This window comes from Enterobacter cloacae complex sp. SYL003 (assembly GCF_049236925.1).
Classification (GTDB): domain Bacteria; phylum Pseudomonadota; class Gammaproteobacteria; order Enterobacterales; family Enterobacteriaceae; genus Enterobacter; species Enterobacter intestinihominis.
Window position 1 is genome coordinate 32,410 of record NZ_JBMKJK010000014.1, and the last position, 22,753, is coordinate 55,162.

Consider the following 22,753-nt stretch of genomic DNA (forward strand, 5'->3'; position numbering starts at 1 on the left):
CCGCCTGAACGTCAAAACCGACTCACACTCTCCATTGCCTCAGCCTTAAACGCCGCAAAATCCTCGCACTGGCACAGGCGCGCCATCGCGCGTTCACGCAGGAAAGTGACAAAAATATCGTAAATCGCCATTGCCTCTTCGTACTCGCTTTTGCTGATGGCGAGCAGAAAAATGACATGGGCGGTTTCATCTCCCCACTGAATGCCCTGCGGCGCCAGCACGGTGTAGACCACCGTTTTTTGCGCCAGCAGGCCGAGGGAGTGCGGCAGCGCGATGCCGTCGCCGAGCATAGTGCTGACGATAGCTTCACGCTCGATAACCGATTCCAGAAATTCCGCGCCGACAAAGCCTTCGCTTTCAAGCTGCCCACACAGTTCGCGGAACAGCGTTTGCTGGTCGACAGGCTTGTCGAGAATGCGGAAATGGGCCGCGTCGAAGTATTTCTCCAGCATCCACGGGCGGGTACGGTCCACCAGCACCAGCTTGCCGATCTGCTCTAACTGATAATCGGTCGGGAACGGGGCGATTATCACCACCGGTTTGGATTTTTCGCTCACGCGAGCGGTGGAGATCACGAAGTCTTCGCCGATGGCATCGGCAAGTTCGTACTCGCGCAGGGTGAGCGTGCGCGTCACCTCAATCTGCGGGTATTTGCGCTGAAGCACCGCCTCGATCATGCGCACCATCGCGTTACCGGCGTCACATACCAGCAGCACGCGCGGCTGACGCTGGTAGCCGATGTTGTAGTGGCGCTCCAGACCGACACCGATATGCAGCACCAGAAAACCAATTTCGTTTTCGCTGATCACATACGGCGTGTATTTGCCCCAGCTCGACACCGCCGCGAGGGTCATATCCCACGCCATCGGGTAGTGCTGCTTGATGTTATCCAGCAGCGGATTGGGGATCATGATTTGATACCGCACGCGGGTAATCATGGTTTTGATGTGCGTGAGCAGATCTGCATGCAGTTGCTCGTCGCTCAACAGGTTGTAGTTATAGTGGGTGTTGATGTAGCGCAGGATATAGTTGACCAGGGCTTCGTCGTCGTCAGCATTAATGGCGCTGGGGGCGATCTCCTGGATCTGCCGCGCCGCAATGTGCACGCACAGCCAGCTCTCTTCCGATGGTGAAAGCGCTTTGCCCGCCAGCTCCTGGATAGCCACGGCGATATCTTTCGCCGCCTCGCGTACGTTCTCTTCCACGTCTTCAGCGTGGAATTCCGGCAGCGGATACCCCTCGCTGATGCGCCGCACCGACACCGCGCAGTACAAGCGCAGGAACAGCTCGCCTTCATCGGTCAGGCGAATGTGATGGCGCGTCAGCGCGTCGTGCAGGACAGGGACCATCTTTTCCGCCACGCCCGCGTTGAGCGCCACGTCGGTCACCAGCGGGTTCAGGCTATCCTGCTGCGCCAGCTCCCACAGGAGGTCGGTCAGGCAGGCGCGGATCGCCATCTCGCTGCCAAACAGCTTCATGCCGTGGCGCGGGCGGGTTTCCAGCGTCAGGTTGTAACGGTGAAACCACTCGCGTACTTCCACCATGTCGCTCTGCAATGTGGCCCGGCTGACGAACCATTCATCGGCCAGATCCTCCAGCTTGAGGGAAAAGGCTGACGTCAGAAAACGCACCACCAGATAGTGCACACGCTCCGGTCCGGTTCGCGGAATACGCAGCGCGCGCGGGTGGGACGACTGCAATTGTTGATAGCGCACCACATCATTGATTTTGAGCTGATAGCCGTTGCCCCGGCTCAAAATGAACTGCGCGCCATGGCTGGCCAGCAGCGCGTTCAGGGCGGTGATATCCGCCCGGACGGTTCGCGTGGAGACCGACAGCCGCTGCGCCAGCTCGTCCTGCGGCAGCGTCTCGTTTTGCAACAGATCGAAAAGTTGTGCTAAACGTTGGTTCGGAAATCGCACGTCGTTGTCCTCTTACTGCTCAGGGTGAAATGACCATCTGGGATGGGCTGCCGACCGGGGTATAGTCTGGCTCGGCGCTCAGCTTGCCGTCCGGCGCCACGCGGAAACGGGTAATGTTGTCGCTGCGCTGGTTCATGACGTACAGCCATCGCCCCTGCTTATCAAGCGTCAGGGTGCGCGGATAGTCGCCCCGCGTCCAGACATCGTCCTGATGTGTCAGCGTGCCCTCCGCCGTTACGGTAAAGTGCCCGATGCTGTTATGCAAACGGTTAGCGACATACAGCTGTTTCCCGTCGGCGCTTAGCGCCAGCCCGGCAGCAAAACTGGTGCCTTTATAACCGTCCGGCAAGGCTGAAACCGTTTTACCCTCTTGCAGCCTGCCGTTGCTGTCCAGCGCATAATGGGTGAGCGTAGAGGCTTCTTCGTTAATCAGCCACAGGGCATCCCCCTTCGGCGTAAAGACGAAGTGGCGCGGCCCGGCCCCTTTTGAGGATGCGCTTATAAACGGCGGATCGTTCGGGGTCAGCTTTCCGGTTCGATCGTCAAAACGGTACTGATAGATGCGATCCAGCCCCAAATCGGTGGAAAAAACGTATTTCCCGCTCGGATCGGCGGCGATCATGTGCGCGTGAGGGCCGTTATGATCGCTGATGGCGAAACTGCCCTCGACGGCAGCTTCCGGCTTTGCCGCGCCCGGTTCGCCTTTGTCCTGATGGGTGTCCGTAGCATCGCCCAGGCTGCCGTCTGCGTTAACGGGCAGCACCGCGATCGATCCGCTGACGTAGTTCGCCACCAGCAAATGTTTGCCGTTCGGCGTCAGGGAAAGATACACCGGCCCCGCGCCGCCGGAGGCCACCTGATTCAGCTCGCTCAGCGCGCCGTTATCGCCTATTCGCAACGCCTGCACCACGCCCTGCTCCACCTCGCTTGCCAGGTAGAGCGTTTTGCCGTCGTGCGAGACGGTAAGCTGCGCAGCGTTCGGGAGTTGGCTCACCAGCGTTTTGTTATCGAGCGCGCCGGTTTGCGGGTCGACGGTAAAACGGTACAGCCCTTCGCCGTTGGGATTATAGGTACCCACCCAGGCGTATTGCGTCTGGGCGACAGCGGCGGTGGCGAGCATTGAGAGTGAAGCGACAAGCAGGGTACGGGTGTGCATGGTGGCTCCTTCGGGTGTGTGCGGTGTGTTTCCCCTCACCCTAACCCTCTCCCCAAAGGGGAGAGGGGACGATTACACCCTCTCCCCTTTGGGGAGAGGGCTGGGGTGAGGGGCAGGTTCTACTTCACCAGCTTCTTCGTCATCGCCAGCAGCGTACGCACATCTTCCGGACGCGTGTCGCCGCTGGCTTTGTCGATAATCGAGCTGTAGATATGCGGGATGATTTTGCTCACGCCCGCGTCCAGGGCGATCTGCAGGATCTCCTCAAAGTTCTCCAGATCGATTCCCCCGGTCGGCTCCAGCCAGAAGTCGTGACGGGCGCAGGCTTCCGCCACCGCTTTATACTCGTCACGGCACTTGAGGCCGCCCATCGGGAAGTACTTGATTGAGCTTCCGCCAAAATCTTTCAGCAGGGCGATCGCGGTTTCCACCGGCACAATGCCGTCCGGCGCGTTGCTGCTCAGCGGGCCGGTGGAAATTTTAACCATGCCGACGGTACCGGTCGGGGAGACGAGGCCGTTGACCACCGACTCATTCTGCCCCAGCAGCGCGCGGCTGGCGGCCACGCCGGTAAAGACCTGATTGACGTGCTGCGGCTGTACCTGGCGGGAGATTTCACTCACCATCGCCGACTGGTTCGGATCGCCTGCGCCCAGCCCCACGGAGAGCGCGTTATCAATCAGTGCCGCGTACTCGCGCATATCCGCGACGGCGCTCGCCACGTCGGGGTAATTTTTGGAGAGCACGCCCACCAGCACATGACCTTCCGCCGCCTCGTAAATGGCGCTGGCGTTGGCTTTCGATCCTGCCAGCACGTTCAGGCAGACGCGGTCACGGTAAAAGTTGGGGGTCAGTTTCATGCTTTTTTCTCCTGTCCTAATTCTTCGCTAATGCGGCGGTACACGATGTTCAGCTGGTCAGCATTCACGCTGCGCACATCCGCTTCGATAATCCCTTCGTTAGCTTTATAGCCACGGAAGTAAATGGCGTATTCGCCCTGCTTGAGCGCGTTCACCAGTTCACCGGTGCCGACGCCGGTGGTCGCTTCGTCAAACTTAATCTCGGTGCGCGCGATATCGCGACCCGCGCTGTCCCAGACCACGCGGGCGGTGACGCCGTTCAGGGTGTTGAGCGCGTCAATAAACGGCGTCATTTTCGCCACCATCTCGGCCCCGCTCTCCCTGGTGGCCGTCAGGTAGTGTTCGATGGCGCAGGTCAGGCCGAGGATCCCCTCTTTGCCCACCTTCATCGCGCGGCCAATGCCCGCCGTCTGGCGCTTCACCCACTCAACGTACTGGGTTTTGCCGATCACCAGGCCGCTGGTTGGCCCTTCAATCGCCTTCGCGCCGCTGTAGATCACCAGATCGGCGCCGGATCGGTAATAGGTATGCAGATCTTCTTCCGCCGCGGCGTCAACGATCAGCGGCAGATCGTGTTTACGCGCCACGACCGCCGCCTGCTCAACGCTAAGCATGCTTTTCTGCACGCAGTGGTGCGATTTAATGTAGAGGATAGCCGCTGTACGCGGGGTGATCGCTGCCGCCAGCTGATCGGCAGAGCATTCGTTGGCGTAGCCCGCTTCCACCAGCCTGCCGCCGCCCAGCGCTACCATGGTGCCTACCGGCGCGCCAAAGTTAACGTTGTGGCCTTTCGGCAGGACGATCTCGTTGTTCTCAATCGGTGTGACGTGCAGGTTTTCCAGCAGCCAGTCGCTGTCTTTCACCAGTACCGCCGCCACGGACTGGGCAATGCCCGCTGACGCGCAGGAGACCACCGTTGCGCCTTCCACCTCCAGCAACTTCGCGATGTATTCGCCGGTTTTATTGACCAGATCCTTTATCTCGAAATAGTGATTCATGCCGTCCATCGCCGCCTGCACCACTTCCGGGCGCGGCGTGGAGACACCCAGCGCCGTCATGCGGCCAGAGGTGTTGATAACCTGCTTTAAGTTGTACTTCTCATAAATCGAAGGCATGTTCCGTGCTCCCTTGTTCGGTCATGTAGCCCTTGCCCGCGCGGATCGCGGCAAGCGGCACCAGAATGTGTTCAGCCTGCAGGCTGTCGTTTTCAGCATCCGTCAGCACCGTCGGCTGGCGTTTGAGGGTGAACAGCGTCAGATCAGCGTCGAGACCAGGCTGAATGCGGCCTTTGCGCGTCAGGCGCAGGCCGTCTGCGGCGTTGGCGGTGACGCAGTCAATCACCTGCGGCAATGACATGCCGATGGCGAGGAATTTCGACATCACGCTGGCCAGCGAGCCGACCGGGCCGTTGATGCGGTTGCGGCAGTAGATATCCGAGCTGATGGTGTGCGGCAGAATGCCCATCGCGATGGCGCGCTTCGCCACTTCAAAGCTGAAGCTCGCCGTGCCGTGACCGACGTCCAGGCGCACGCCGCGCTTCAGGGCGGAGGTGATGGAGGCGCGCAGCTCGCCGGAGGGCGTCAGAATGCGGTTAGGCTTGCCGTTGTAGCAGTGGGTGATGATGTCGCCGGAGCTCAGCAGTTCGGCAATCTCATCGAGGTTCGGCGGGTTGTTGCCGATGTGCACCATCAGCGGCAGGTCGCCATTCTCTTTTTGAATCGCTTTCGCGCGCTCCAGCGGGGTAATGCCGTTTTCACCGACCACGCTGCTACTCATGCGCGCCTTCAGGCCGACGATAAAATCCGGGTAGCGCGTCACCGCCTGCTTCACCGCATCAGCATCAATATTGGCCATATTGGCCAGCTCGTTCTGGGCAATCAGCCCCACGCGGGAGATGTTCAGCAGGGCAAACACCTCGGTGGATGCTTTGCGGGTGATGGCGTAAAAATCATCCACGTCGTCGGCCCCGGTACTGCCCGCGTCCACCACGGTGGTGACGCCGGTGGCAATGCCCACGCTGTCCGGCTCGTCGTGGTAAATTGGGGAGTTCGGGTAGCAGTGGACGTGGGAGTCAATCCAGCCCGCGCTGACGAACACGACACCGTTAAGCTCAACCGTTTTACGAGCGGGAGCGTCAATTTGGCCTGTCGCGGCGATCTTCCCGTCCTGAATGGCGATATCGGTCAGGGTATCGTCGGCGAGGCGCGCACGGCGCAGGAGTAGATCAAACATGGGGTTCTCCTGATAAGGCGGGCACCGAAGCGCCCGCAGGTATTAAAGGGCGACCGGGAACAGCCAGCCCAAAATCATTGCGCCGAGGATGGCGCCACCGGTAATCGGCTTCTGCCAGATGTAGAACAGCAGCGCGCCCACCAGGGAACCGACGCCGATTGGAATGGAGGCGGTCATGGCGCTGAGGATAATCAACGGCCCGAGGAAGCGGCCGGAGGCGTTACCCGCGCCCATCATCACGTCTGCACCGTAGGTGGAGTTACTCTGGTTGATGGTGAACTTACGCGCCAGGATGATGACGTAGCCAATCGCCAGACCAATCACCAGGCCGGTAATCAGCGAGGCAATAAAGTTGGTCACCGGGAACATGATCCCCGCGCCCAGCAGCAGCGCCGGTACGCCGAGGCCCACGCCGGTCTGGATCGCCCCGCCGATGTCGAGAATCCCGACCAGCGACCCTTCGATGATACGGGCGAAAAGGAAGCTTGCGCCGAACGCCGCCACCGCGCCGTAAACGCCGGTATCGATTCCCGCTTTCAGCATTGCCACGAAGGCCACTTCGTTAAACGCGCCGATACCGTAGAGGTAGTACATGTGCGTCCCGGCGAAGACGCCGGAGGAGAGCAGGCCAACGAAGATCGGGAACGACCAGTCGGCATACCAAAAACCTTTATTCTGTTCCATTTAGAGGCTCCTGTTATTTACCGCTGAGCGAGTTGTGGATCATGTCGAGCCAGTTCGGCACGGTCAGATGGAAGGATTCGATCATCTTCATGTCGAAGCCGCGGAAGAAGCCGCTCAGCACAAACAGCAGGACGATCGCCGCCATCATCACTTTGGTGACGTGGTTCCAGCCGCTCTCTTCCACGCCTTTACCGATCAGGATCCCCAGCACCAGGCCCGGCACGGCGTTACCCATGATCAGCTGCGCTGCGCCGCCAAAGATGGTGGCCCAGAAGCCCGATTTTTTACCCGCGTCGATGGCTGCCAGCCAGAAGATCACCGGCATCACGGTGTTGACCAGCAGGTTCGCGGCAGGCACCAGCACCTTCACGGCAGTGACCTGAAGCGCAGCCGGAACGGAGGAGGCAGTCAGGTTAAGGAAGGTCACGACAATCATGCCGATAATGCCGCAGGCAATCGCCATTTTGCGCGGGTCATGCAGCGTTTCACCGACGTTACGGTTTTTGATCATCAGTGCAGCAGCACCCCAGTTCGGGATGATGCGGTGGTCAACGTCCTGTGTGAAGGCACCTGCGGCCACGGAAGAGGCCCAGGCGTTAAAGAAGAAACCTAACCCAAAGGAGAAGTGGGACGCCGGATCCCCTTCACAGGAGTTCAGTTCCCCCAATGTACGAAACGCGCCCATACCCTGAGTGGTAGGCGCATGAAACATGCGTGCAGCCCCGGCTCCAACACCGACGCCAACCAGGCCGCCAATGATGAGCGATTTTATTAATATAATTAAGAACATCAGTCTGCCCTTTTATGAATAATCAGCGTTGCGTGACGAAATCCACCTGGTCGAGATTGATGGCGGTCACGTTGACGGTCACATCCAGCTCCACGCTGTAGGTGCGTCTTTCCCGACGCAGAAAGAAGAACAAAAACGCTTCTTTTCGCACCGCTTCTTGCGCCTGAACAACCTGCACATCCTGTGGCTCAATACGCAGTAAGATATGCGGTGAGGCTTTCATCACCGCGGCCTGTACGTGGTTGAGGGCGTCGGCAAAGGCGCGCGCTTTGGCGTCGCCCTTCCCCTTCACTCTCACCGTGGTCGTGAACTGTTCTTTCATGCTTACGCGCCGTATTTCTTCTGCCACGCCTGTACCAGACGCTCGCCCAGCTCTTCTTTATCCATAAAGCCAAAGCCCAGCACGTTGCAGCCTTCGTTGATAGCGGTCACCCCCTCATCCACGGAGCGCATGCCGTATTTGGCCTTGTAGCCGTATTTGGTCTGGGCGGTGATGGCACCCGCGCCGCCGCTGCCGCAGAACGAGATCCCGAAGGTGGCGTTTTCTGCTTTCATCACGTCACCGAGCTTCATATCCGCTGCCATGCCCGGTACGACAACCGCGCGTCCGCCGGCTTTTTCCACACCCGCAGCCACTTTCTGACCTTTACCCAGGCGATCGCCAATCACGACTGTAATCTGTTCCATGTGTTGCTCCTTAAAGGTTGTCTTTCGCGACTTCGAAGTGAACGGAGAGCAGCCAGGCTTCTTCATCAGGAAGATTGCCAAACTGCGCTACCACTTCACGGGCAAGTTGCATTGAATCTGGTGAAATTTCGTCGAACAGCTCTGCTTCAACCTCCGGCAGCGGCTCGCCGGTCACAGACCGGTGCGCCATTGCGCGAACGTGGGAGGTCAGCATCTGCTCCTGTACCGCGTTGGGGATGATGTTGTGCCGGGCCAGCAGGGCGTAGACCTGCTGAAGCATGGTGTTCGCGAGCTGTTCTGTTTGCACCGCCTGTTCCCCAACGTCGTTCATTACCGCTCCGTTAATCACTCGTCTTACCCCGTTAATGGCTCTGGAATAAAACTAACGTCGAGGGGGCGTTGTTTGTAGCGAGTTGTTTTCCACTTCGAAGTGGAAAGGCGAGCCGCGGCAGTGATCTGTGCCACATAAATGCGGTGAATCTGGATTAATCGCTGGATTTACGTGATGAATATCACGCTATTACGCGGCACTAAACAGGTAAGCGGAGTGGAAAAGTTTACGAGCAGGCTCGTAGAAATGTGACGTGGATAAGGTTTTCTTATGGGGATGGAGAAGAGTGTGAGCGGGGATGCTTAACGCGCCCCGCTCATCCAGACTATCAACGATACTTTTTGTGATACGCGTTGCGGGTCGCCGCAAACTGGTCGGCTGCCGCCTGGGCTTCCTTCACTTTGCCTTCGTTCGCCAGCTTCAGCGCGCCGTCGATCTGGCCGACCAGCACGTCAAAACCGTGGCGGTAGTCTTTCATCTCGGCGCTGTCCGCCGCTTTGCTTTCCAGCTTCGGCGGCGTCGCTTTTTGCGCATCCAGCGCCGCTTCACGCATTTTGGTCAGTGCGTCTTTCATCTCCGCCGCATCGTCGGTTTTCTGCACCACCTTCAGGTTTTGACTGAGGATGTCCATGTTGTCTTCAAGATCGGCAGCAAACGCAGATGAGCCAAGAACCAGCGTTGAAGCCGCGACGATCGCTAACAGGTGTTTACGCATTGCTCACTTCCTTTTTTATTATAAATCACGCTTTTACGGGGATTATTGCCCGGCGATTTTCATCTCCGGCAGTAATACAGAACCACACTGAATATTGCTGCGTGTTTCAATATCGTTACCGACCGTAACAATATTGCGCCACATGTCCTTGAGGTTGCCGGCGATGGTGATTTCGCTCACCGGATACTGAATTTCACCGTTTTCCACCCAGAAGCCCGCTGCGCCGCGAGAGTAGTCGCCGGTGATACCGCTCACGCCCTGCCCCATCAGCTCGGTGACCACCAGACCGGTGCCCATCTCTTTCAGCATCTGTTCAAAATTCAGGCCCTGTCCGGCAATGCGCCAGTTATGAATGCCGCCCGCGTGCCCGGTGCTTTTCAGCCCCAGCTTACGCGCGGAGTAGTTGGTCAGCAGCCACTGGGTCAGAATGCCGTCTTTAACGATATCCCGGCGCTCCGTGCGCACGCCTTCGCTGTCGAACGGCGTGGAGGCCAGCCCTTTCAGCAGGTGCGGGTGCTCTTCGATGGTCAGCCATTCCGGCAGGATCTGCTTGCCCAGCGAGTCGAGCAGGAAGGTCGATTTACGGTACACCGAACCACCCGCAATCGCCCCCACCAGATGACCAAACAGACCGGTTGCCACTTCGTTGGCAAAAATGACCGGGGCTTTCATGGTGGAGAGTTTACGCGGCGAGAGGCGTGACAGCGTACGTTCGGCGCACTCTTTTCCCACCCACTCCGGAGACTGCAAATCCCCCAGCGCGCGGCCAATGGTATACGCGTAATCACGCTCCATATCGCCGTTCTCTTCGGCGATCACGCAGCTGGAAAGCGAGTGGCGGGTTGAGCAGTACCCCTGCAACATGCCATGGGAGTTACCAAACACTTTGATGCCGTAGTGGCTGTTAAAGCTGCCGCCTTCGGTATTGGTGATGCGTTTGTCAGCCTGCAAAGACGCCTGCTCGGCGCGCGAGGCCAGCTCAATGGCCTCATCCGGGGTCACTTCCGCCGGATGGAACAGATCGAGATCCGGCGCGTCAAACGCCAGCAGCTCTTTATCAGCCACGCCAGCGTAAGGATCCGGGGAGGTGTACCGCGCGATATCCAGCGCCGCCTGCACTGTACGGGCGATGGCATCCGGGCTGAGATCGGTAGACGACGCGCTGCCTTTGCGATTCTGGTGATACACCGTGATCCCCAGCGCGCCATCGCTATTAAATTCTACATTCTCCACTTCGCCATAGCGGGTGCTCACGCTAATGCCGGTGGTTTTGCTGACCGCCACTTCGGCGCCATCTGATTTACCTGAAGCGAGCATCAGCGCGGTGGAGACGGCTTCTTCCAGGATCTTACGCTGCGCTTCAACTTGTGAGGTTACTTTCATCGCAAATGCCATACTGTAAGAGAGAGTTAAGTGAAGTCTAACAGAGAACCGTTTTTCAGTGCGCGTCTTAACTGGTAACATTAGCCTCTTTTTTTAAGGAGCCTGACATGACTAAGCAGCCCGAAGACTGGCTCGACGACGTTCCCGGTGATGACATCGAAGACGAAGATGATGAGATCATCTGGGTCAGTAAAAGTGAAATTAAACGTGACGCCGAAGAGTTAAAACAGCTTGGCGCAGAAATGGTAGAACTGGGTAAGAACGCGCTGGATAAGATCCCGCTCGACCAGGATCTGCGTGATGCCATTGAACTGGCACAGAAAATCAAGAAAGAAGGGCGTCGCCGCCAGCTTCAGCTTATCGGGAAACTGCTGCGTCAGCGCGACGTGGAGCCGATCCGTCAGGCGCTGGATAAACTTAAGAACCGCCACAACCAGCAGGTTGCGCTGTTCCATAAGCTGGAGCAGATCCGCGACCGTCTGATCGAGCAAGGTGATGACGCGGTACCTGAAGTGCTGAACCTGTGGCCGAATGCCGACCGCCAGCAGCTGCGTTCTTTGATCCGTAACGCGAAGAAAGAGAAAGAAGGGAATAAGCCGCCGAAGTCTGCGCGTCTGATTTTCCAGTATCTGCGCGAGCTGTCTGAGAACGAAGAGTAACCCCCTCACCCCAGCTCTCTCTCCAAAGGGGAGAGGGAGAAGAGATAATGTAGGCCCGGGAAGCGCTAACGCCACCGGGCCTTTTTTTACTCTGCGGCCGCGGCTTTCTTCGCCAGACCGTCCAGCAGCTTCTGATGGATCCCACCAAACCCGCCGTTGCTCATCACCAGAATGTGATCGCCAGGCTGTGCGGCTTTCACCACCATATCCGCTAAGACATCTACGTCCGCACTCCAGTGCGCTGGCTGAATGCAGGCGTCGGCCACTTCGGCCACCTGCCACGGAATATGCTGCGGTTGCAGGAGGAAGACCTCGTCGGCACGCCCTAAGGACGGCGCGAGATCGTCTTTGCATATCCCCATTTTCATGGTGTTCGAACGCGGTTCCAGCACGGCCAGAATGCGCGCGGTGCCGCCAACTTTGCCACGCAATGCGGCAAGCGTCGCCAGAATGGCGGTTGGGTGGTGCGCGAAATCGTCGTACACCGTCACGCCATTCGCTTCACCACGCAGCTCCAGACGGCGGCGGGCGTTAATGAACGAACCCAGCGCATTGGCGGCATCCGCAGGCAGTACGCCCACGTGACGCGCCGCGGCGATCGCCATCAGGCCGTTGTGCATATTGTGCTCACCCACCAGGCCCCACTTCACTTCGCCCACTTTTTCGCCGTCGAGCAGCACTTCCCATTCGGAAGCATCCGCGTTGAGCTTTTTCGCCTGCCAGTGCCCCTGCTCGCCAACCAGCTCCTGCTCGCTCCAGCACCCCATCGCCATAGTCTGCTTCAGGTTGATGTCGTTCTCCGGCAGGATAATGCGGCCCTGACCCGGAACAATGCGCACCAGATGGTGGAACTGTTTCTGAATCGCTTTCAGGTCGTCAAAGATATCCGCGTGATCGAACTCAAGGTTGTTGAGGATCAGCGTGCGTGGGCAGTAATGCACGAACTTGGAGCGCTTGTCGAAGAACGCGCAGTCGTATTCATCCGCTTCAATCACAAAGAACGGGCTGTCGCCCAGACGCGCGGAGACGTCGAAATTCCCCGGCACGCCGCCGATCACGAACCCCGGCTTGTAGCCGCAGGCTTCGAGGATCCAGGTCGCCATACCGGCGGTGGTGGTTTTGCCGTGCGTCCCGGCAACGGCGACAACCCAGCGGTCGCGCAGGACAAAGTCATGCAGCCACTGCGGGCCAGACATGTACGGGATATTACGTTCCAGCACCGCTTCAACGCATGGATTCCCACGGGTCATGGCGTTACCAACGATCACCAGATCCGGCTGCGGCTCGAGCTGGCTGGCGTCATATCCCTGAATCAGAGAAATCCCCTGCTTCTCCAGCAGCGTGCTCATCGGCGGATACACATTGGCGTCCGAACCTGTCACTTCATGGCCCAGCGAGCGCGCCAGCATTGCCAGTCCGCCCATGAAAGTGCCACAAATCCCCAATATATGAATGCGCATACGTCACTATCCTTCTTCAATGTGGCGCACATTTTACTCACATGTCAGCGGCTGTGAAACGCATTTCAGGTAAATCCGTATTTTGCTGGCGCGATTCACCTCTGCGCTAATATTTGAATGTTTGTTAAGATTGTTGGACATCAACCGCTTTACTCAACATAAGATGCAGGGAAAGTGTTATGAAAACGTTAGGTGAATTTATTGTCGAAAAGCAGCACGAGTTCTCTCATGCTACGGGTGAGCTCACTGCTTTGCTGTCGGCAATAAAGCTGGGCGCTAAGATCATCCACCGCGATATCAACAAGGCCGGTCTGGTCGATATCCTGGGTGCCAGCGGTGCCGAGAACGTTCAGGGTGAGGTTCAGCAGAAACTCGACCTGTTCGCCAATGAAAAACTGAAAGCAGCACTGCGCGCGCGCGACATCGTTGCGGGTATCGCCTCTGAAGAAGAAGATGAGATCGTCGTATTCGAAGGGTGTGAACACGCAAAATACGTTGTTCTGATGGATCCGCTGGACGGCTCCTCCAACATCGACGTTAACGTTTCTGTCGGTACCATTTTCTCCATCTACCGTCGCGTCACCCCGGTTGGCACACCGGTGACGGAAGAAGACTTCCTGCAGCCGGGCAGCAAGCAGGTTGCTGCCGGTTATGTGGTGTATGGCTCGTCCACCATGCTGGTGTACACCACCGGCTGCGGCGTGCACGCCTTTACCTACGATCCGTCGCTGGGCGTTTTCTGTCTGAGCCAGGAGCGCATGCGCTTCCCGGAGAAGGGCAATACCTACTCCATCAACGAAGGCAACTACATCCGATTCCCGAATGGCGTGAAGAAGTACATCAAATTCTGCCAGGAAGAGGATAAAGCCACCCAGCGCCCGTACACCTCGCGCTATATCGGCTCGCTGGTGGCGGATTTCCACCGTAACCTGCTGAAGGGTGGTATTTACCTCTACCCAAGCACCGCCAGCCACCCGGACGGAAAACTGCGTCTGCTGTACGAGTGCAACCCGATGGCATTCCTGGCCGAACAGGCAGGCGGCAAAGCGAGTGACGGTAAAGAGCGTATTCTGGATATCGTGCCGGAAAGCCTGCACCAGCGCCGTTCGTTCTTTGTCGGCAACGACCACATGGTTGAAGACGTTGAACGCATGATCCGCGAATTCCCGGACGCGTAACGCGTAAATAGGGGAGCCCGACAGGCTCCCCTATTTTTATCATGCCGTTTGCGCCGTCAGTTTGAAGGATGCCATCGCCTCCATCAGCTCGCGCGATTGTTCCTCCAGGGAACGCGTTGCCGCAGAGGATTGCTGAACCAGCGCCGCGTTTTGTTGCGCCGTTTCATCCATCTGATTGACGGCAATGTTAACCTGCTCAATACCGCGGCTCTGCTCCTGAGACGCCGTCGCAATTTCTCGCATCAGTTTGGTCATACGCAGCACTTCGGTAGCGATCTCGTCCATCGTCTCACCGGCCTGTTGCGCCAGCTCGCTGCCCTCGTTCACGTGGGTTTGCGAATCGCTGATCAGCGAGCGGATCTCTTTCGCCGCATCAGCACTGCGGCTGGCGAGATTACGCACCTCACCCGCCACGACCGCAAAACCCCGTCCCTGCTCGCCCGCGCGCGCCGCTTCCACGGAGGCGTTCAGCGCCAGAATATTGGTCTGGAAGGCAATGCCGTCGATGACGCTCAGGATATCGGCGATGCGCGCCGAGCTGCCGGCGATGTCGCGCATCTTCTCAATGACGTAGCAGACCATTTCGCTGCCATGATCGGCGGTATCGGAGACCGACTGCGCCAGCTGATGCGCCTGCCCGGCGTTATCGGCGTTAAGTTTCACCGTGGCGGTGATCTCTTCCATGCTGGCGGCCGTCTGTTCCAGCGAGGTGGCGGTGGATTCCGTGCGCTGGGCCAGGTTCAGGTTCCCTGCCGTCAGCTCGCGGCTGCCGGTATCAATCTGCGAGCTGGCGTCACGCACCCGCAGAACGGAGTTCATCAGCGACTGGCGCATCTCTTCGATGACCGCGTTGAGGCGATTAAATTCCTGGCTCGCCGGCGCGTTCAGGGTGTGGGTTAAATCCCCGGCCGCTACGTGCTCCAGCTGGGCAATTGAGGCTGAAAGCGGCTTGAGCAGCATATGGCGCAGCACCAGCCAGGCCAGCACGATAATGCCTGCCGTCAGCAGCGCCGCGACGATAATCAGGATCAGCACACGGGTTTTACTCGCCTGCACGGCGCTCACCTCCGCTTTGCCGCGCGCCTCGCTCCACGTCTGGAACGCCTGCATATCGTTATCAAACTGCTTCGCCACCGGGACCAGCTTACTTTCCAGCAGATCGTAATAGCCGTCCGCACTTTGCTCGTTCAGGGCCTTCAGCATCGGGCTGATACCCTGCTGGTTGTACACCGCCAGGCTCGAGGCGACGTTATCCAGCAGCTTTTGCCCCTGCTCATCCGCCACGCCGCCGCCGATCACGCCCTTCAGCGTTTTCTGTGCCAGCGCCACTTCCTGGTTAATGGTTTTGACCGCCCTGGCCGCATCGTCCAGCAGGCCGACCTCCATCATGCGGACGGCCTGACCCGCTTCGTTACGCGCGCGCAGGATCAGCGTATAGCCGGCATTCAGCTGCACCATCTGTTCACCCTGAAGATGATTGATGCGCTGGAGAGAAGTGGAACTTTGTGTAAGGGCATAAATGCCAATGCCGCTGACAATCAGCAGCAGAAGGGTCATAACGGCCAGTAAAGAGAGCAAGCCGGTACGAATCGATAGCGTTTTAAGCATGATGTTATTTCCGGTAGCGAGATATTTCTGGGCATAAAAAAAGAGTATCGACCGCTACCGGAAAATGTTTAGAGTTTAAGCAATTTCAGCATGTTATCGCCCTGTTAAAGATGTATTCACACGGGTAACAGGCGAGCTCTGGCGGTTCTCCCACAGCACCGTCAGGCCGCGCTGGAGCGCGATAAAAATAAACAGCAGAATACCGATGGCGATTTTGGTCCACCAGGAGCTGAGCGTGCCGTCGAAGTTGATGTAGGTCTGAATCAGCCCCTGGATCGCCACGCCAAACAGCGTACCGAGCACCGTCCCTACCCCGCCGCTGAGCAGCGTACCGCCAATCACCACCGAGGCAATGGCGTCCAGCTCAACGCCCACCCCCGCCAGGGCATAGCCTGCCTGGGTGTATACCGAAAACACAATCCCCGCGAGCGTGGCAAGGCCGGTCGAAAGCATATAGATGCGGATGGTGGTGCTGCGCGTGGAAATCCCCATCAGGTTCGCGGACGTGGCGCTGCCGCCAATGGCATAAACCTGGTTACCAAACCGGGTACGGTGGGCGAGGAAGATCCCGATAACCACCACGCCCAGCATCAGCAGCCCCATTGCGCTCAGGCGCCCCCCGCCGGGGATTTTCCACGCCAGGCTGGAGAGCGTGTCGTAGATCGGGTGGTTAATCGGAATTGACTCCTCCGACACCAGATAGCTCACGCCGCGCAGGAAGAACATCCCGGCGAGGGTGATGATAAACGCCGGGATTTTCAGCGCGTCGATCAAAAGCCCCATAAAGGCGCCGAACGCGCAGCCCATAATCAGCACCAGCGGGAACGCCAGCAGCGGCGAAATGCCCCAAAAGCCAATCGCCTTGGCAAGGAACACGCCGGTAAAGGCGATCACCGACCCAACGGAGAGATCGATCCCGCCGGAGAGGATCACAAACGTCATGCCGACGGCGATAATGCCTAAAAAGGCGTTGTCGGTCAGGATGTTGCAAATCACCCGCGTGGAGGCGAAGCCCGGGAACTGGGTCAGGCAGTAAAGGTATCCCAGCACGAACACACCCAGCGTGATCATTAACGGCAAATTACGTTTTATCATGACCGCGGAACCCCTTAATGAGAGTGATAAAGCGCGGCGACTGCACGATAAGTACGATAAGCACCACGACCGCTTTGACGACCTGATTAAGCTCCGGCTGGAACCCGGAGAGCAAAATACCGGTATTCATACCCTGAATAATTAACGCCCCCACCACCGAGAGCAGCAGATTAAAACGTCCGCCCATCAGCGACCCACCGCCGATAACCACCGCGAGGATCGCATCAAGCTCCAGCCAGAGTCCGGCGTTGTTGGCATCCGCCCCGCGAATGTCGGCCGCCACAATCACCCCGGCAATCGCAGCACAGACACCGCTCAGCACGTAGGTCAGCATCACCATCAGCCGTGTATTTACCCCGGCGTTTTTCGCGGCCCGAATGTTAATCCCCACCGCTTCGATGAACATCCCGAGCGCCGTTTTGCGGGTGAAAAGCCAGAACACCACCAGCGTCACCAGCGCGACGATCACCGGGGTCGGGAAGAACAGAAAATTACCGCTGCCAATCCACGCAAGATTCGGGGAGGTAAAGGTGACGATTTGACCGGAGGTGATAAGCTGCGCCACACCGCGCCCGGCCACCATCAAAATCAACGTCGCGACAAACGGCTGGATCTTGAGCACCGCGACCAGAATGCCGTTCCACAGCCCGGCTAATACACCGGAGCCCAGCGCGGCCAGCAGAACCACCGGCAGGCTGTGCCCGGCAACGGTCATCGAGGCGGCGGTGGCGCCCGCAATTGCCATTACCGCACCGACGGAGAGGTCAATCCCGCCGGTGGCAATCACCAGCGTCATGCCCATCGCCAGCAGTGCCACGGGCGCGGCACGGTTTAAGATGTCGATCGGGCTACCAAACAGGCGGCCATCCTGCACGACGATCTGGAAGAAATGCGGAGCCACCAGGCTATCCACCAGCAGCACCAGCAGCAGCGCCACGATTTGCGGCGTGCCGGTCGGCCAGCTGAAGCGGCGCTTCGCTTCGCCAGTTTGCGAAAGAGAACGGGACATCACATATGACTCCTTACGCCGCGATGGCATTCATGATCGCCGGAACCGACAGTTTATCCAGCGGGATCTCTGCCACCTGCCTGCGATCGCGCATGATGATGACGCGATCGGCATAGCCAACCAGCTCCTCCAGCTCAGACGAGATCACCAGCAGCGCCAGACCGTCGGCGCACAGCGTTTCGATAAGCCGGATGATTTCGGCATGCGCGCCCACGTCGATACCGCGCGTGGGCTCGTCGAGGATCAGGAACTGCGGTTTGGTCAGCAGCCAGCGCGAGAGCAACACCTTCTGCTGATTACCGCCCGAAAGGAACTCGATGGGCTGTTCCGCGCTCGGGGTACGGATACCGAGCTGGCGGATGAAGCGCTCGGCAATGGCGTTCTGCTCGCGCTTAGGGATCGGACGCAGCCAGCCGCGCTGGGCCTGTAGCGCCAGAATGATGTTTTCCCGCACCGAGGCGGCGGCAATAATCCCGTCCGTTTTTCTGTCCTCCGGGCAGAAGCCCACGCCGAGGCACGACGCCTGATGTGGTGAACGTAGCGTTTGTGGTTTGCCTTTGATCAGCGCCGTTCCGCTGTCGGCAGGTTTGATCCCGAAGATCACTTCGGCGGTTTCGGTGCGCCCGGAACCTAACAGCCCTGCCAGACCCACAATTTCACCGGGGCGTACCTCGAGGTTAAACGGCGCGATGGTCCCTTTTCTGCCGTAATCGTGAAACGCGGCGATCGGTTTTTCGCTCAGCAGCGTACGGCCCGCGCGCTGGAGTGCGTTGGTCTCCAGCTCGCGGCCCAGCATCATTTTGACCAGCTCAATCTGCGGCAGCTCGCGGGTTTCCCGGCAGCCGACAAAGCCGCCGTTGCGCAGCACCGTAATACGGTCGCTTACCTCGTAAACCTGATCGAGGAAGTGCGTAACAAAGATCAGGCTCACGCCCTGATCGCGCAGCTGGCGCATCAGGGTAAAAAGCATCTCCACTTCCTGGGTATCGAGGCTGGCGGTGGGTTCATCGAGGATCAGCACTTTCGCCGAGAGATCGATAGCGCGACAGATCGCCACGATCTGCTGCATCGCCACGGAAAAACGGTTCAGCGGTTCGCGCACGTCGAGAGAGAAGCCATACGATTCCATCAGCTTCGCGGCGCGCGCTTCCATCTCTTTACGGCGCAGCAGGCCAAAACGTCTGGGCTCGCGGCCAATAAACAGGTTATCCGCTACCGACATGTTTGGCAGCAGGTTCACTTCCTGGTAGACCGTGCCGATCCCCAGTTGCTGCGCATGCGCGGTGTTTTTGGGCGAAATAGCATTACCTTCCAGCCAGATAGCGCCGCGATCGGCGTGATAGACCCCGGTCAGGGTTTTAATCAGCGTCGACTTCCCCGCCCCGTTTTCGCCGAGCAACGCCATGATCTCCCCCCGCCGCAGGCTGAAATCAACGTTATCCAGCGCCTTAACGCCAGGGAAAAATTTACTCAGGCCCTCTGTGCGGAGGATTTCCTGGTGTTGTTCGGTGGTCATGGTTTCCCCTCACCCTGACCCTCTCCCCGGAGGGGAGAGGGGATTATTCGTGCCAGTCTTTAATTTTCTGCCCAAACTGCCCTTTTCCCTCTCCCCTCCGGGGAGAGGGCTAGGGTGAGGGTGGGCTGAGCTTAGTAGCCCATATTTTTCTTCTTCTCTAACTCTTCTTTCGCCGTGTCCGGCAGGTAGAGCGTGGATTTGGTGATGGTCAACTTCTCAGGCTGGGTGCCGTCTTTCTTGAATTTCTCCAGCGCATCGAATGCCGGGCCCGCCATGTTCGGCGTCAGCTCCACGCTGGCGTTCGCTTCGCCGTCAATCATCGCTTTGTAGATGTCCGGTACGCCGTCGATCGAGCCGGTGAGAATATCTTTGCCCGGCTTCAGGCCCGCTTCTTTGATGGCCTGGATGGCGCCGATCACCATGTCGTCGTTGTGGGCGTAAACCATGCAGATATTTTTGCCGTTATTTTCTGCCTTGATGAAGCTTTCCATGACCTCTTTACCCTTGCTGCGGGTGAAGTCGCCGGACTGAGAACGGATGATCTTGATGTTTGGTGCTTTGGCGATGGCCTCCGCGAAACCTTTCTTACGGTCGATAGCCACGCTCGCCCCGACGGTGCCCTGCAACTCAACCACGTTACACGGCTTGCCATCCACCTGCTTCACCAGCCAGTCACCAATCAGTTTGCCTTCCAGCACGTTATCGGCGGTGACGGTGGTCATATAGAGAGATTTGTCTTTAACGTCGATGGAACGGTCGAGCAAGAACACAGGAATTTCAGCCTCTTTAGCTTCCTTCAGCACCGGCTCCCAGCCCGTGGCAACAACCGGGGCGATAAAGATGGCATCCACGCCCTGAGCGATAAAAGAGCGCACCGCTTTAATCTGATTCTCTTGCTTTTGCTGACCATCGGCGATTTTCAGGGTAATACCGCGCTTTTCGGCCTCACTTTTCGCCACGTTCGTTTCAGCGGCGCGCCAGCCGGATTCAGATCCGACCTGCGAAAATCCAACGGTTAACGGTGCGGCCATCGCCATAGACGACATGGCTGCCGAAACTGCTGTAACAAGAAGTAAGCGCTTCCACATATGAACGTCCTCGTAGGGTAGGTTATTGTTGGTTAAAAGATGTTCTGCGGATGAACTATAGCCAATGGAATATGTTACGGATTGCGTTACATCACACTTCAGAAAAGTGAATAAAACGTTAATCACAAGTTTGTAATCGCTTTCATTTCCACATTTAAAATGCGGCTGAGTTTATGGATTATCCTGTCATGGAAACGGTCTGAAAAGTGAAAGCGCGAGGGAGATAAGACGAAAACAGGCGAAGACTTTCAGCGCCAGTTGGCTATAATACCTGCCACTTGTTTACCATCCATTTTAAAGGACACCGACATGAGCTTACTCAACGTCCCTGCGGGTAAAGAACTGCCAGAAGACATCTACGTTGTGATCGAAATCCCGGCCAACGCAGATCCAATCAAATACGAAATCGACAAAGACACCGGTGCGCTGTTCGTTGACCGTTTCATGTCTACCGCCATGTTCTATCCGTGCAACTACGGCTACATCAACCACACTCTGTCTCTGGACGGTGATCCGGTTGACGTACTGGTCCCAACGCCATACCCATTGCAGCCAGGCTCCGTCATTCGCTGCCGTCCTGTTGGCGTGCTGAAAATGACTGACGAAGCGGGTGAAGATGCGAAACTGGTTGCCGTACCGCACACCAAGCTGAGCAAAGAGTACGATCACATTAAAGATGTGAACGACCTGCCAGAGCTGCTGAAAGCGCAGATCGCCCACTTCTTCGAGCACTACAAAGATCTCGAAAAAGGCAAATGGGTTAAAGTTGAAGGCTGGGATAACGCAGAAGCGGCGAAAGCAGAAATCATCGCCTCTTTCGAGCGTGCTGCTAAGAAGTAATTCTTACTGCTGATACTAAGCCCCGCGCGTCGGGGCTTTTTTTTTCTCTGGTTAAAAGCCCTACAGATGATTTTTAAGAAGAATCTCATTCATTTTGGGCGAGGCATTCAAAAATGAAAAAAATATCCCTATTAATTATGGTGGGAGTAGTTGAATAGCTTGGCTGTTCACAACATACTGTCATGATGAACATTAATCCCCATTTATTATTGGATTCATATGTCATCCATTAACATTGATGTAGCCCGCCCAACTGGAATTTATTTTATTATTGAAAGGCTGTATTCCCGCGATGGCCTTATGCCTTCCTTTGGAGAAATAAGCCCCTCTTTAACGCAGGTGCACCGTACTGTCATTCAGCTAAAACGTAAGCAAGACATGTTCATGGATGGGGTTAAAGTTACCCCAAAAGATATTACCCTTTGGCAACAGATAAAATACCTTACGGGTTCAAAAGTCACGACTAAAGATACAGATACGCTAGTGTATACAACCGATTTTATCGGCTCCCTTGTTGCCACAACGCCGTTAGGCAATATTGAACTTGAGAATATTCCTCGGTTCCTCACTACAGAGTCTATCCACTCCCTGCCACAGGCGGTGAGTTATGGTCGAGATCCCATTCCACATGTTCTCCTTTATGGTCGTAAGGATATTATCTTTTTTATGGATAATGGTGGAAAAGGTACACCAACCGCTATTGCAAAATATAACCATAATACGCGTGATCTTGCCATAATCAAAGATCAGCTAGAAGCCAGTAAGACAATGAAAGAGCTGCTCTCAAAAGGAGCAAAACTATGAGTAAAAAAAGTCATTTAGTAAGTTTAACCATCCTTATCATTGCCGCGTTTATCTTCGGCAGAAGCACGTATATTGAATACCTGGCATGGTATTATGGGACCAATGATTTAATATTTAACGAAACAACCCCCTCATTAGTATCCAGTTTATTTAACGGGCTCTACTTCGCCCTTTCAGCATGTATTATTTACGTGTTACTCATTATATTAAAGAGAATCCCCAAAAATATTGTAGTTTCATGTCTGCTTCAGTTCTGTATTAATATTGGGCTATATACTCTTTTTGTTGCAGTAGATAGAGGTTATAGTAAATTGCATACTTTAGGCTCTGGTGCTACTGACATCACCCACAGCTATTTTTTAGGGGCGTTGCTGACGAGCACTCTCCTGACCGTCGCGATCGTGAGCGTAATACATGCTAAGTTTCTTTCTTCAAAGCATAAAGATGGGCTACATAAAGGCGTTTGATTGCTATGGCAAAGACAGCAAAGGGCAGTATCTCTGCATCATGACGTTCCAGCTTGCCTGGTTTATGTTTTACTTATGGATCCCTTATCGAAGCGATTATGCGATTCTGCTGTTTTTACTGTTCTTTCTGCCCGTCATTTCAAGCAATACGCGGTGCATAAACTACTATGGCCGTTCACGCTCCTTGTGTTTGTTATGGCTTATCGCCCCGTACATCATGCTGTTCATTCCTTTGTTTTTAACCCGGCGCAAGGATACAGAACAAAGCT

23 protein-coding genes are annotated in these 22,753 nt (G+C 56.8%); 5 read left to right on the forward strand and 18 right to left on the reverse strand.

What is annotated here, in order from left to right; genetic code table 11:
* Window positions 1-11: 11 nt before the first annotated feature.
* The 12 genes from ACOT1A_RS17425 to pmbA all read right to left on the reverse strand — a co-directional run bounded on the left by ACOT1A_RS17425 (window position 12) and on the right by pmbA (window position 10,772).
* Window positions 12-1,922 carry a BglG family transcription antiterminator gene (locus tag ACOT1A_RS17425; RefSeq protein ID WP_023305322.1) on the reverse strand — a complete coding sequence of 637 codons (1,911 nt, stop codon included), beginning with the start codon at window positions 1,920-1,922 and terminating at the stop codon, window positions 12-14.
* Window positions 1,923-1,941: 19 nt separating this feature from the next.
* Window positions 1,942-3,078, reverse strand: coding sequence for a lactonase family protein (locus ACOT1A_RS17430; protein WP_063146637.1), 1,137 nt, complete (start codon window positions 3,076-3,078; stop codon window positions 1,942-1,944).
* Between the two features lie 119 nt (window positions 3,079-3,197).
* Complete coding sequence (gene dagF, locus ACOT1A_RS17435; protein ID WP_022646864.1) at window positions 3,198-3,938, reverse strand: 2-dehydro-3-deoxy-phosphogluconate aldolase; 741 nt, start codon at window positions 3,936-3,938, stop codon at window positions 3,198-3,200.
* Window positions 3,935-5,053 carry a DgaE family pyridoxal phosphate-dependent ammonia lyase gene (locus tag ACOT1A_RS17440; protein WP_058677081.1) on the reverse strand — a complete coding sequence of 373 codons (1,119 nt, stop codon included), beginning with the start codon at window positions 5,051-5,053 and terminating at the stop codon, window positions 3,935-3,937. The genes dagF and ACOT1A_RS17440 overlap by 4 nt, the downstream gene beginning before the upstream one ends.
* Window positions 5,037-6,170 carry an amidohydrolase/deacetylase family metallohydrolase gene (locus ACOT1A_RS17445; RefSeq protein WP_022646862.1) on the reverse strand — a complete coding sequence of 378 codons (1,134 nt, stop codon included), beginning with the start codon at window positions 6,168-6,170 and terminating at the stop codon, window positions 5,037-5,039. The genes ACOT1A_RS17440 and ACOT1A_RS17445 overlap by 17 nt, the downstream gene beginning before the upstream one ends.
* 42 nt (window positions 6,171-6,212) lie before the next feature.
* The gene (locus tag ACOT1A_RS17450) at window positions 6,213-6,854 is read right to left on the reverse strand and encodes a DUF4310 family protein (RefSeq protein ID WP_003856081.1); all 642 of its coding nucleotides are present in this window, start codon (window positions 6,852-6,854) and stop codon (window positions 6,213-6,215) included.
* Window positions 6,855-6,867: 13 nt separating this feature from the next.
* The gene (locus tag ACOT1A_RS17455) at window positions 6,868-7,644 is read right to left on the reverse strand and encodes a DUF4311 domain-containing protein (protein WP_006810337.1); all 777 of its coding nucleotides are present in this window, start codon (window positions 7,642-7,644) and stop codon (window positions 6,868-6,870) included.
* Between the two features lie 22 nt (window positions 7,645-7,666).
* The gene (locus tag ACOT1A_RS17460) at window positions 7,667-7,966 is read right to left on the reverse strand and encodes a DUF4312 family protein (RefSeq protein WP_006810338.1); all 300 of its coding nucleotides are present in this window, start codon (window positions 7,964-7,966) and stop codon (window positions 7,667-7,669) included.
* A 2-nt stretch (window positions 7,967-7,968) separates the two neighbouring features.
* The gene (locus tag ACOT1A_RS17465) at window positions 7,969-8,331 is read right to left on the reverse strand and encodes an SFCGS family glycine-rich protein (RefSeq protein WP_006810339.1); all 363 of its coding nucleotides are present in this window, start codon (window positions 8,329-8,331) and stop codon (window positions 7,969-7,971) included.
* A 10-nt stretch (window positions 8,332-8,341) separates the two neighbouring features.
* On the reverse strand, window positions 8,342-8,680 hold the full coding sequence (locus tag ACOT1A_RS17470; RefSeq protein WP_026080657.1) for a PRD domain-containing protein: 339 nt from the start codon (window positions 8,678-8,680) through the stop codon (window positions 8,342-8,344).
* A gap of 310 nt (window positions 8,681-8,990) precedes the next feature.
* On the reverse strand, window positions 8,991-9,377 hold the full coding sequence (cybC, locus tag ACOT1A_RS17475) for a cytochrome b562 (protein WP_022646861.1): 387 nt from the start codon (window positions 9,375-9,377) through the stop codon (window positions 8,991-8,993).
* 42 nt (window positions 9,378-9,419) lie between these two features.
* On the reverse strand, window positions 9,420-10,772 hold the full coding sequence (pmbA, locus tag ACOT1A_RS17480) for a metalloprotease PmbA (protein ID WP_023299182.1): 1,353 nt from the start codon (window positions 10,770-10,772) through the stop codon (window positions 9,420-9,422).
* A gap of 95 nt (window positions 10,773-10,867) precedes the next feature.
* Between pmbA and yjgA the strand changes: the two genes are divergently transcribed.
* Entirely contained in the window at window positions 10,868-11,419 is a 552-nt protein-coding gene (gene yjgA / locus ACOT1A_RS17485; protein ID WP_003856072.1) for a ribosome biogenesis factor YjgA, read from the forward strand.
* Window positions 11,420-11,505: 86 nt separating this feature from the next.
* Here yjgA and mpl read toward each other — a convergent pair whose 3' ends face one another.
* Complete coding sequence (mpl, locus tag ACOT1A_RS17490) at window positions 11,506-12,879, reverse strand: UDP-N-acetylmuramate:L-alanyl-gamma-D-glutamyl-meso-diaminopimelate ligase (protein ID WP_022646859.1); 1,374 nt, start codon at window positions 12,877-12,879, stop codon at window positions 11,506-11,508.
* A gap of 179 nt (window positions 12,880-13,058) precedes the next feature.
* Between mpl and fbp the strand changes: the two genes are divergently transcribed.
* The gene (fbp, locus tag ACOT1A_RS17495; protein ID WP_022646858.1) at window positions 13,059-14,057 is read left to right on the forward strand and encodes a class 1 fructose-bisphosphatase; all 999 of its coding nucleotides are present in this window, start codon (window positions 13,059-13,061) and stop codon (window positions 14,055-14,057) included.
* Window positions 14,058-14,096: 39 nt separating this feature from the next.
* Here the strand turns inward: fbp and ACOT1A_RS17500 are convergent, their stop codons facing one another.
* The 5 genes from ACOT1A_RS17500 to ytfQ all read right to left on the reverse strand — a co-directional run bounded on the left by ACOT1A_RS17500 (window position 14,097) and on the right by ytfQ (window position 20,373).
* Window positions 14,097-15,665, reverse strand: coding sequence for a methyl-accepting chemotaxis protein (locus tag ACOT1A_RS17500; RefSeq protein ID WP_058647065.1), 1,569 nt, complete (start codon window positions 15,663-15,665; stop codon window positions 14,097-14,099).
* A 93-nt stretch (window positions 15,666-15,758) separates the two neighbouring features.
* Entirely contained in the window at window positions 15,759-16,760 is a 1,002-nt protein-coding gene (gene yjfF / locus ACOT1A_RS17505; RefSeq protein WP_023299180.1) for a galactofuranose ABC transporter, permease protein YjfF, read from the reverse strand.
* A complete protein-coding gene (ytfT, locus tag ACOT1A_RS17510; protein WP_161177600.1) occupies window positions 16,747-17,772 on the reverse strand; it encodes a galactofuranose ABC transporter, ATP-binding protein YtfT in 1,026 nt (341 codons plus the stop codon). Before ytfT ends, yjfF begins: the two co-directional genes overlap by 14 nt.
* A 10-nt stretch (window positions 17,773-17,782) precedes the next feature.
* Window positions 17,783-19,285 carry a galactofuranose ABC transporter, ATP-binding protein YtfR gene (ytfR, locus tag ACOT1A_RS17515; RefSeq protein ID WP_045307823.1) on the reverse strand — a complete coding sequence of 501 codons (1,503 nt, stop codon included), beginning with the start codon at window positions 19,283-19,285 and terminating at the stop codon, window positions 17,783-17,785.
* A 131-nt stretch (window positions 19,286-19,416) separates the two neighbouring features.
* On the reverse strand, window positions 19,417-20,373 hold the full coding sequence (ytfQ, locus tag ACOT1A_RS17520; RefSeq protein ID WP_022646853.1) for a galactofuranose ABC transporter substrate-binding protein YtfQ: 957 nt from the start codon (window positions 20,371-20,373) through the stop codon (window positions 19,417-19,419).
* A 309-nt stretch (window positions 20,374-20,682) separates the two neighbouring features.
* Between ytfQ and ppa the strand changes: the two genes are divergently transcribed.
* The 3 genes from ppa to ACOT1A_RS17535 all read left to right on the forward strand — a co-directional run bounded on the left by ppa (window position 20,683) and on the right by ACOT1A_RS17535 (window position 22,484).
* Window positions 20,683-21,213 carry an inorganic diphosphatase gene (ppa, locus tag ACOT1A_RS17525; RefSeq protein ID WP_006810347.1) on the forward strand — a complete coding sequence of 177 codons (531 nt, stop codon included), beginning with the start codon at window positions 20,683-20,685 and terminating at the stop codon, window positions 21,211-21,213.
* 219 nt (window positions 21,214-21,432) lie between these two features.
* Window positions 21,433-22,017: a hypothetical protein gene (locus tag ACOT1A_RS17530; RefSeq protein ID WP_063146638.1), complete on the forward strand. Its 585-nt coding sequence runs from the start codon at window positions 21,433-21,435 to the stop codon at window positions 22,015-22,017.
* Window positions 22,014-22,484 carry a hypothetical protein gene (locus ACOT1A_RS17535; protein ID WP_063146639.1) on the forward strand — a complete coding sequence of 157 codons (471 nt, stop codon included), beginning with the start codon at window positions 22,014-22,016 and terminating at the stop codon, window positions 22,482-22,484. The genes ACOT1A_RS17530 and ACOT1A_RS17535 overlap by 4 nt, the downstream gene beginning before the upstream one ends.
* Window positions 22,485-22,753 lie beyond the last annotated feature (269 nt).

Bases quoted from the DNA above. Each gene is read 5' to 3' on its own strand.
- ACOT1A_RS17430 (WP_063146637.1), bottom strand. From the start codon at position 3,078: ATGCACACCCGTACCCTGCTTGTCGCTTCACTCTCAATGCTCGCCACC.
- dagF (WP_022646864.1), bottom strand. From the start codon at position 3,938: ATGAAACTGACCCCCAACTTTTACCGTGACCGCGTCTGCCTGAACGTG.
- ACOT1A_RS17440 (WP_058677081.1), bottom strand. From the start codon at position 5,053: ATGCCTTCGATTTATGAGAAGTACAACTTAAAGCAGGTTATCAACACC.
- ACOT1A_RS17445 (WP_022646862.1), bottom strand. From the start codon at position 6,170: ATGTTTGATCTACTCCTGCGCCGTGCGCGCCTCGCCGACGATACCCTG.
- ACOT1A_RS17450 (WP_003856081.1), bottom strand. From the start codon at position 6,854: ATGGAACAGAATAAAGGTTTTTGGTATGCCGACTGGTCGTTCCCGATC.
- ACOT1A_RS17455 (WP_006810337.1), bottom strand. From the start codon at position 7,644: ATGTTCTTAATTATATTAATAAAATCGCTCATCATTGGCGGCCTGGTT.
- ACOT1A_RS17460 (WP_006810338.1), bottom strand. From the start codon at position 7,966: ATGAAAGAACAGTTCACGACCACGGTGAGAGTGAAGGGGAAGGGCGAC.
- ACOT1A_RS17465 (WP_006810339.1), bottom strand. From the start codon at position 8,331: ATGGAACAGATTACAGTCGTGATTGGCGATCGCCTGGGTAAAGGTCAG.
- cybC (WP_022646861.1), bottom strand. From the start codon at position 9,377: ATGCGTAAACACCTGTTAGCGATCGTCGCGGCTTCAACGCTGGTTCTT.
- pmbA (WP_023299182.1), bottom strand. From the start codon at position 10,772: ATGGCATTTGCGATGAAAGTAACCTCACAAGTTGAAGCGCAGCGTAAG.
- yjgA (WP_003856072.1), top strand. From the start codon at position 10,868: ATGACTAAGCAGCCCGAAGACTGGCTCGACGACGTTCCCGGTGATGAC.
- mpl (WP_022646859.1), bottom strand. From the start codon at position 12,879: ATGCGCATTCATATATTGGGGATTTGTGGCACTTTCATGGGCGGACTG.
- fbp (WP_022646858.1), top strand. From the start codon at position 13,059: ATGAAAACGTTAGGTGAATTTATTGTCGAAAAGCAGCACGAGTTCTCT.
- ACOT1A_RS17500 (WP_058647065.1), bottom strand. From the start codon at position 15,665: ATGCTTAAAACGCTATCGATTCGTACCGGCTTGCTCTCTTTACTGGCC.
- yjfF (WP_023299180.1), bottom strand. From the start codon at position 16,760: ATGATAAAACGTAATTTGCCGTTAATGATCACGCTGGGTGTGTTCGTG.
- ytfR (WP_045307823.1), bottom strand. From the start codon at position 19,285: ATGACCACCGAACAACACCAGGAAATCCTCCGCACAGAGGGCCTGAGT.
- ytfQ (WP_022646853.1), bottom strand. From the start codon at position 20,373: ATGTGGAAGCGCTTACTTCTTGTTACAGCAGTTTCGGCAGCCATGTCG.
- ppa (WP_006810347.1), top strand. From the start codon at position 20,683: ATGAGCTTACTCAACGTCCCTGCGGGTAAAGAACTGCCAGAAGACATC.
- ACOT1A_RS17530 (WP_063146638.1), top strand. From the start codon at position 21,433: ATGTCATCCATTAACATTGATGTAGCCCGCCCAACTGGAATTTATTTT.
- ACOT1A_RS17535 (WP_063146639.1), top strand. From the start codon at position 22,014: ATGAGTAAAAAAAGTCATTTAGTAAGTTTAACCATCCTTATCATTGCC.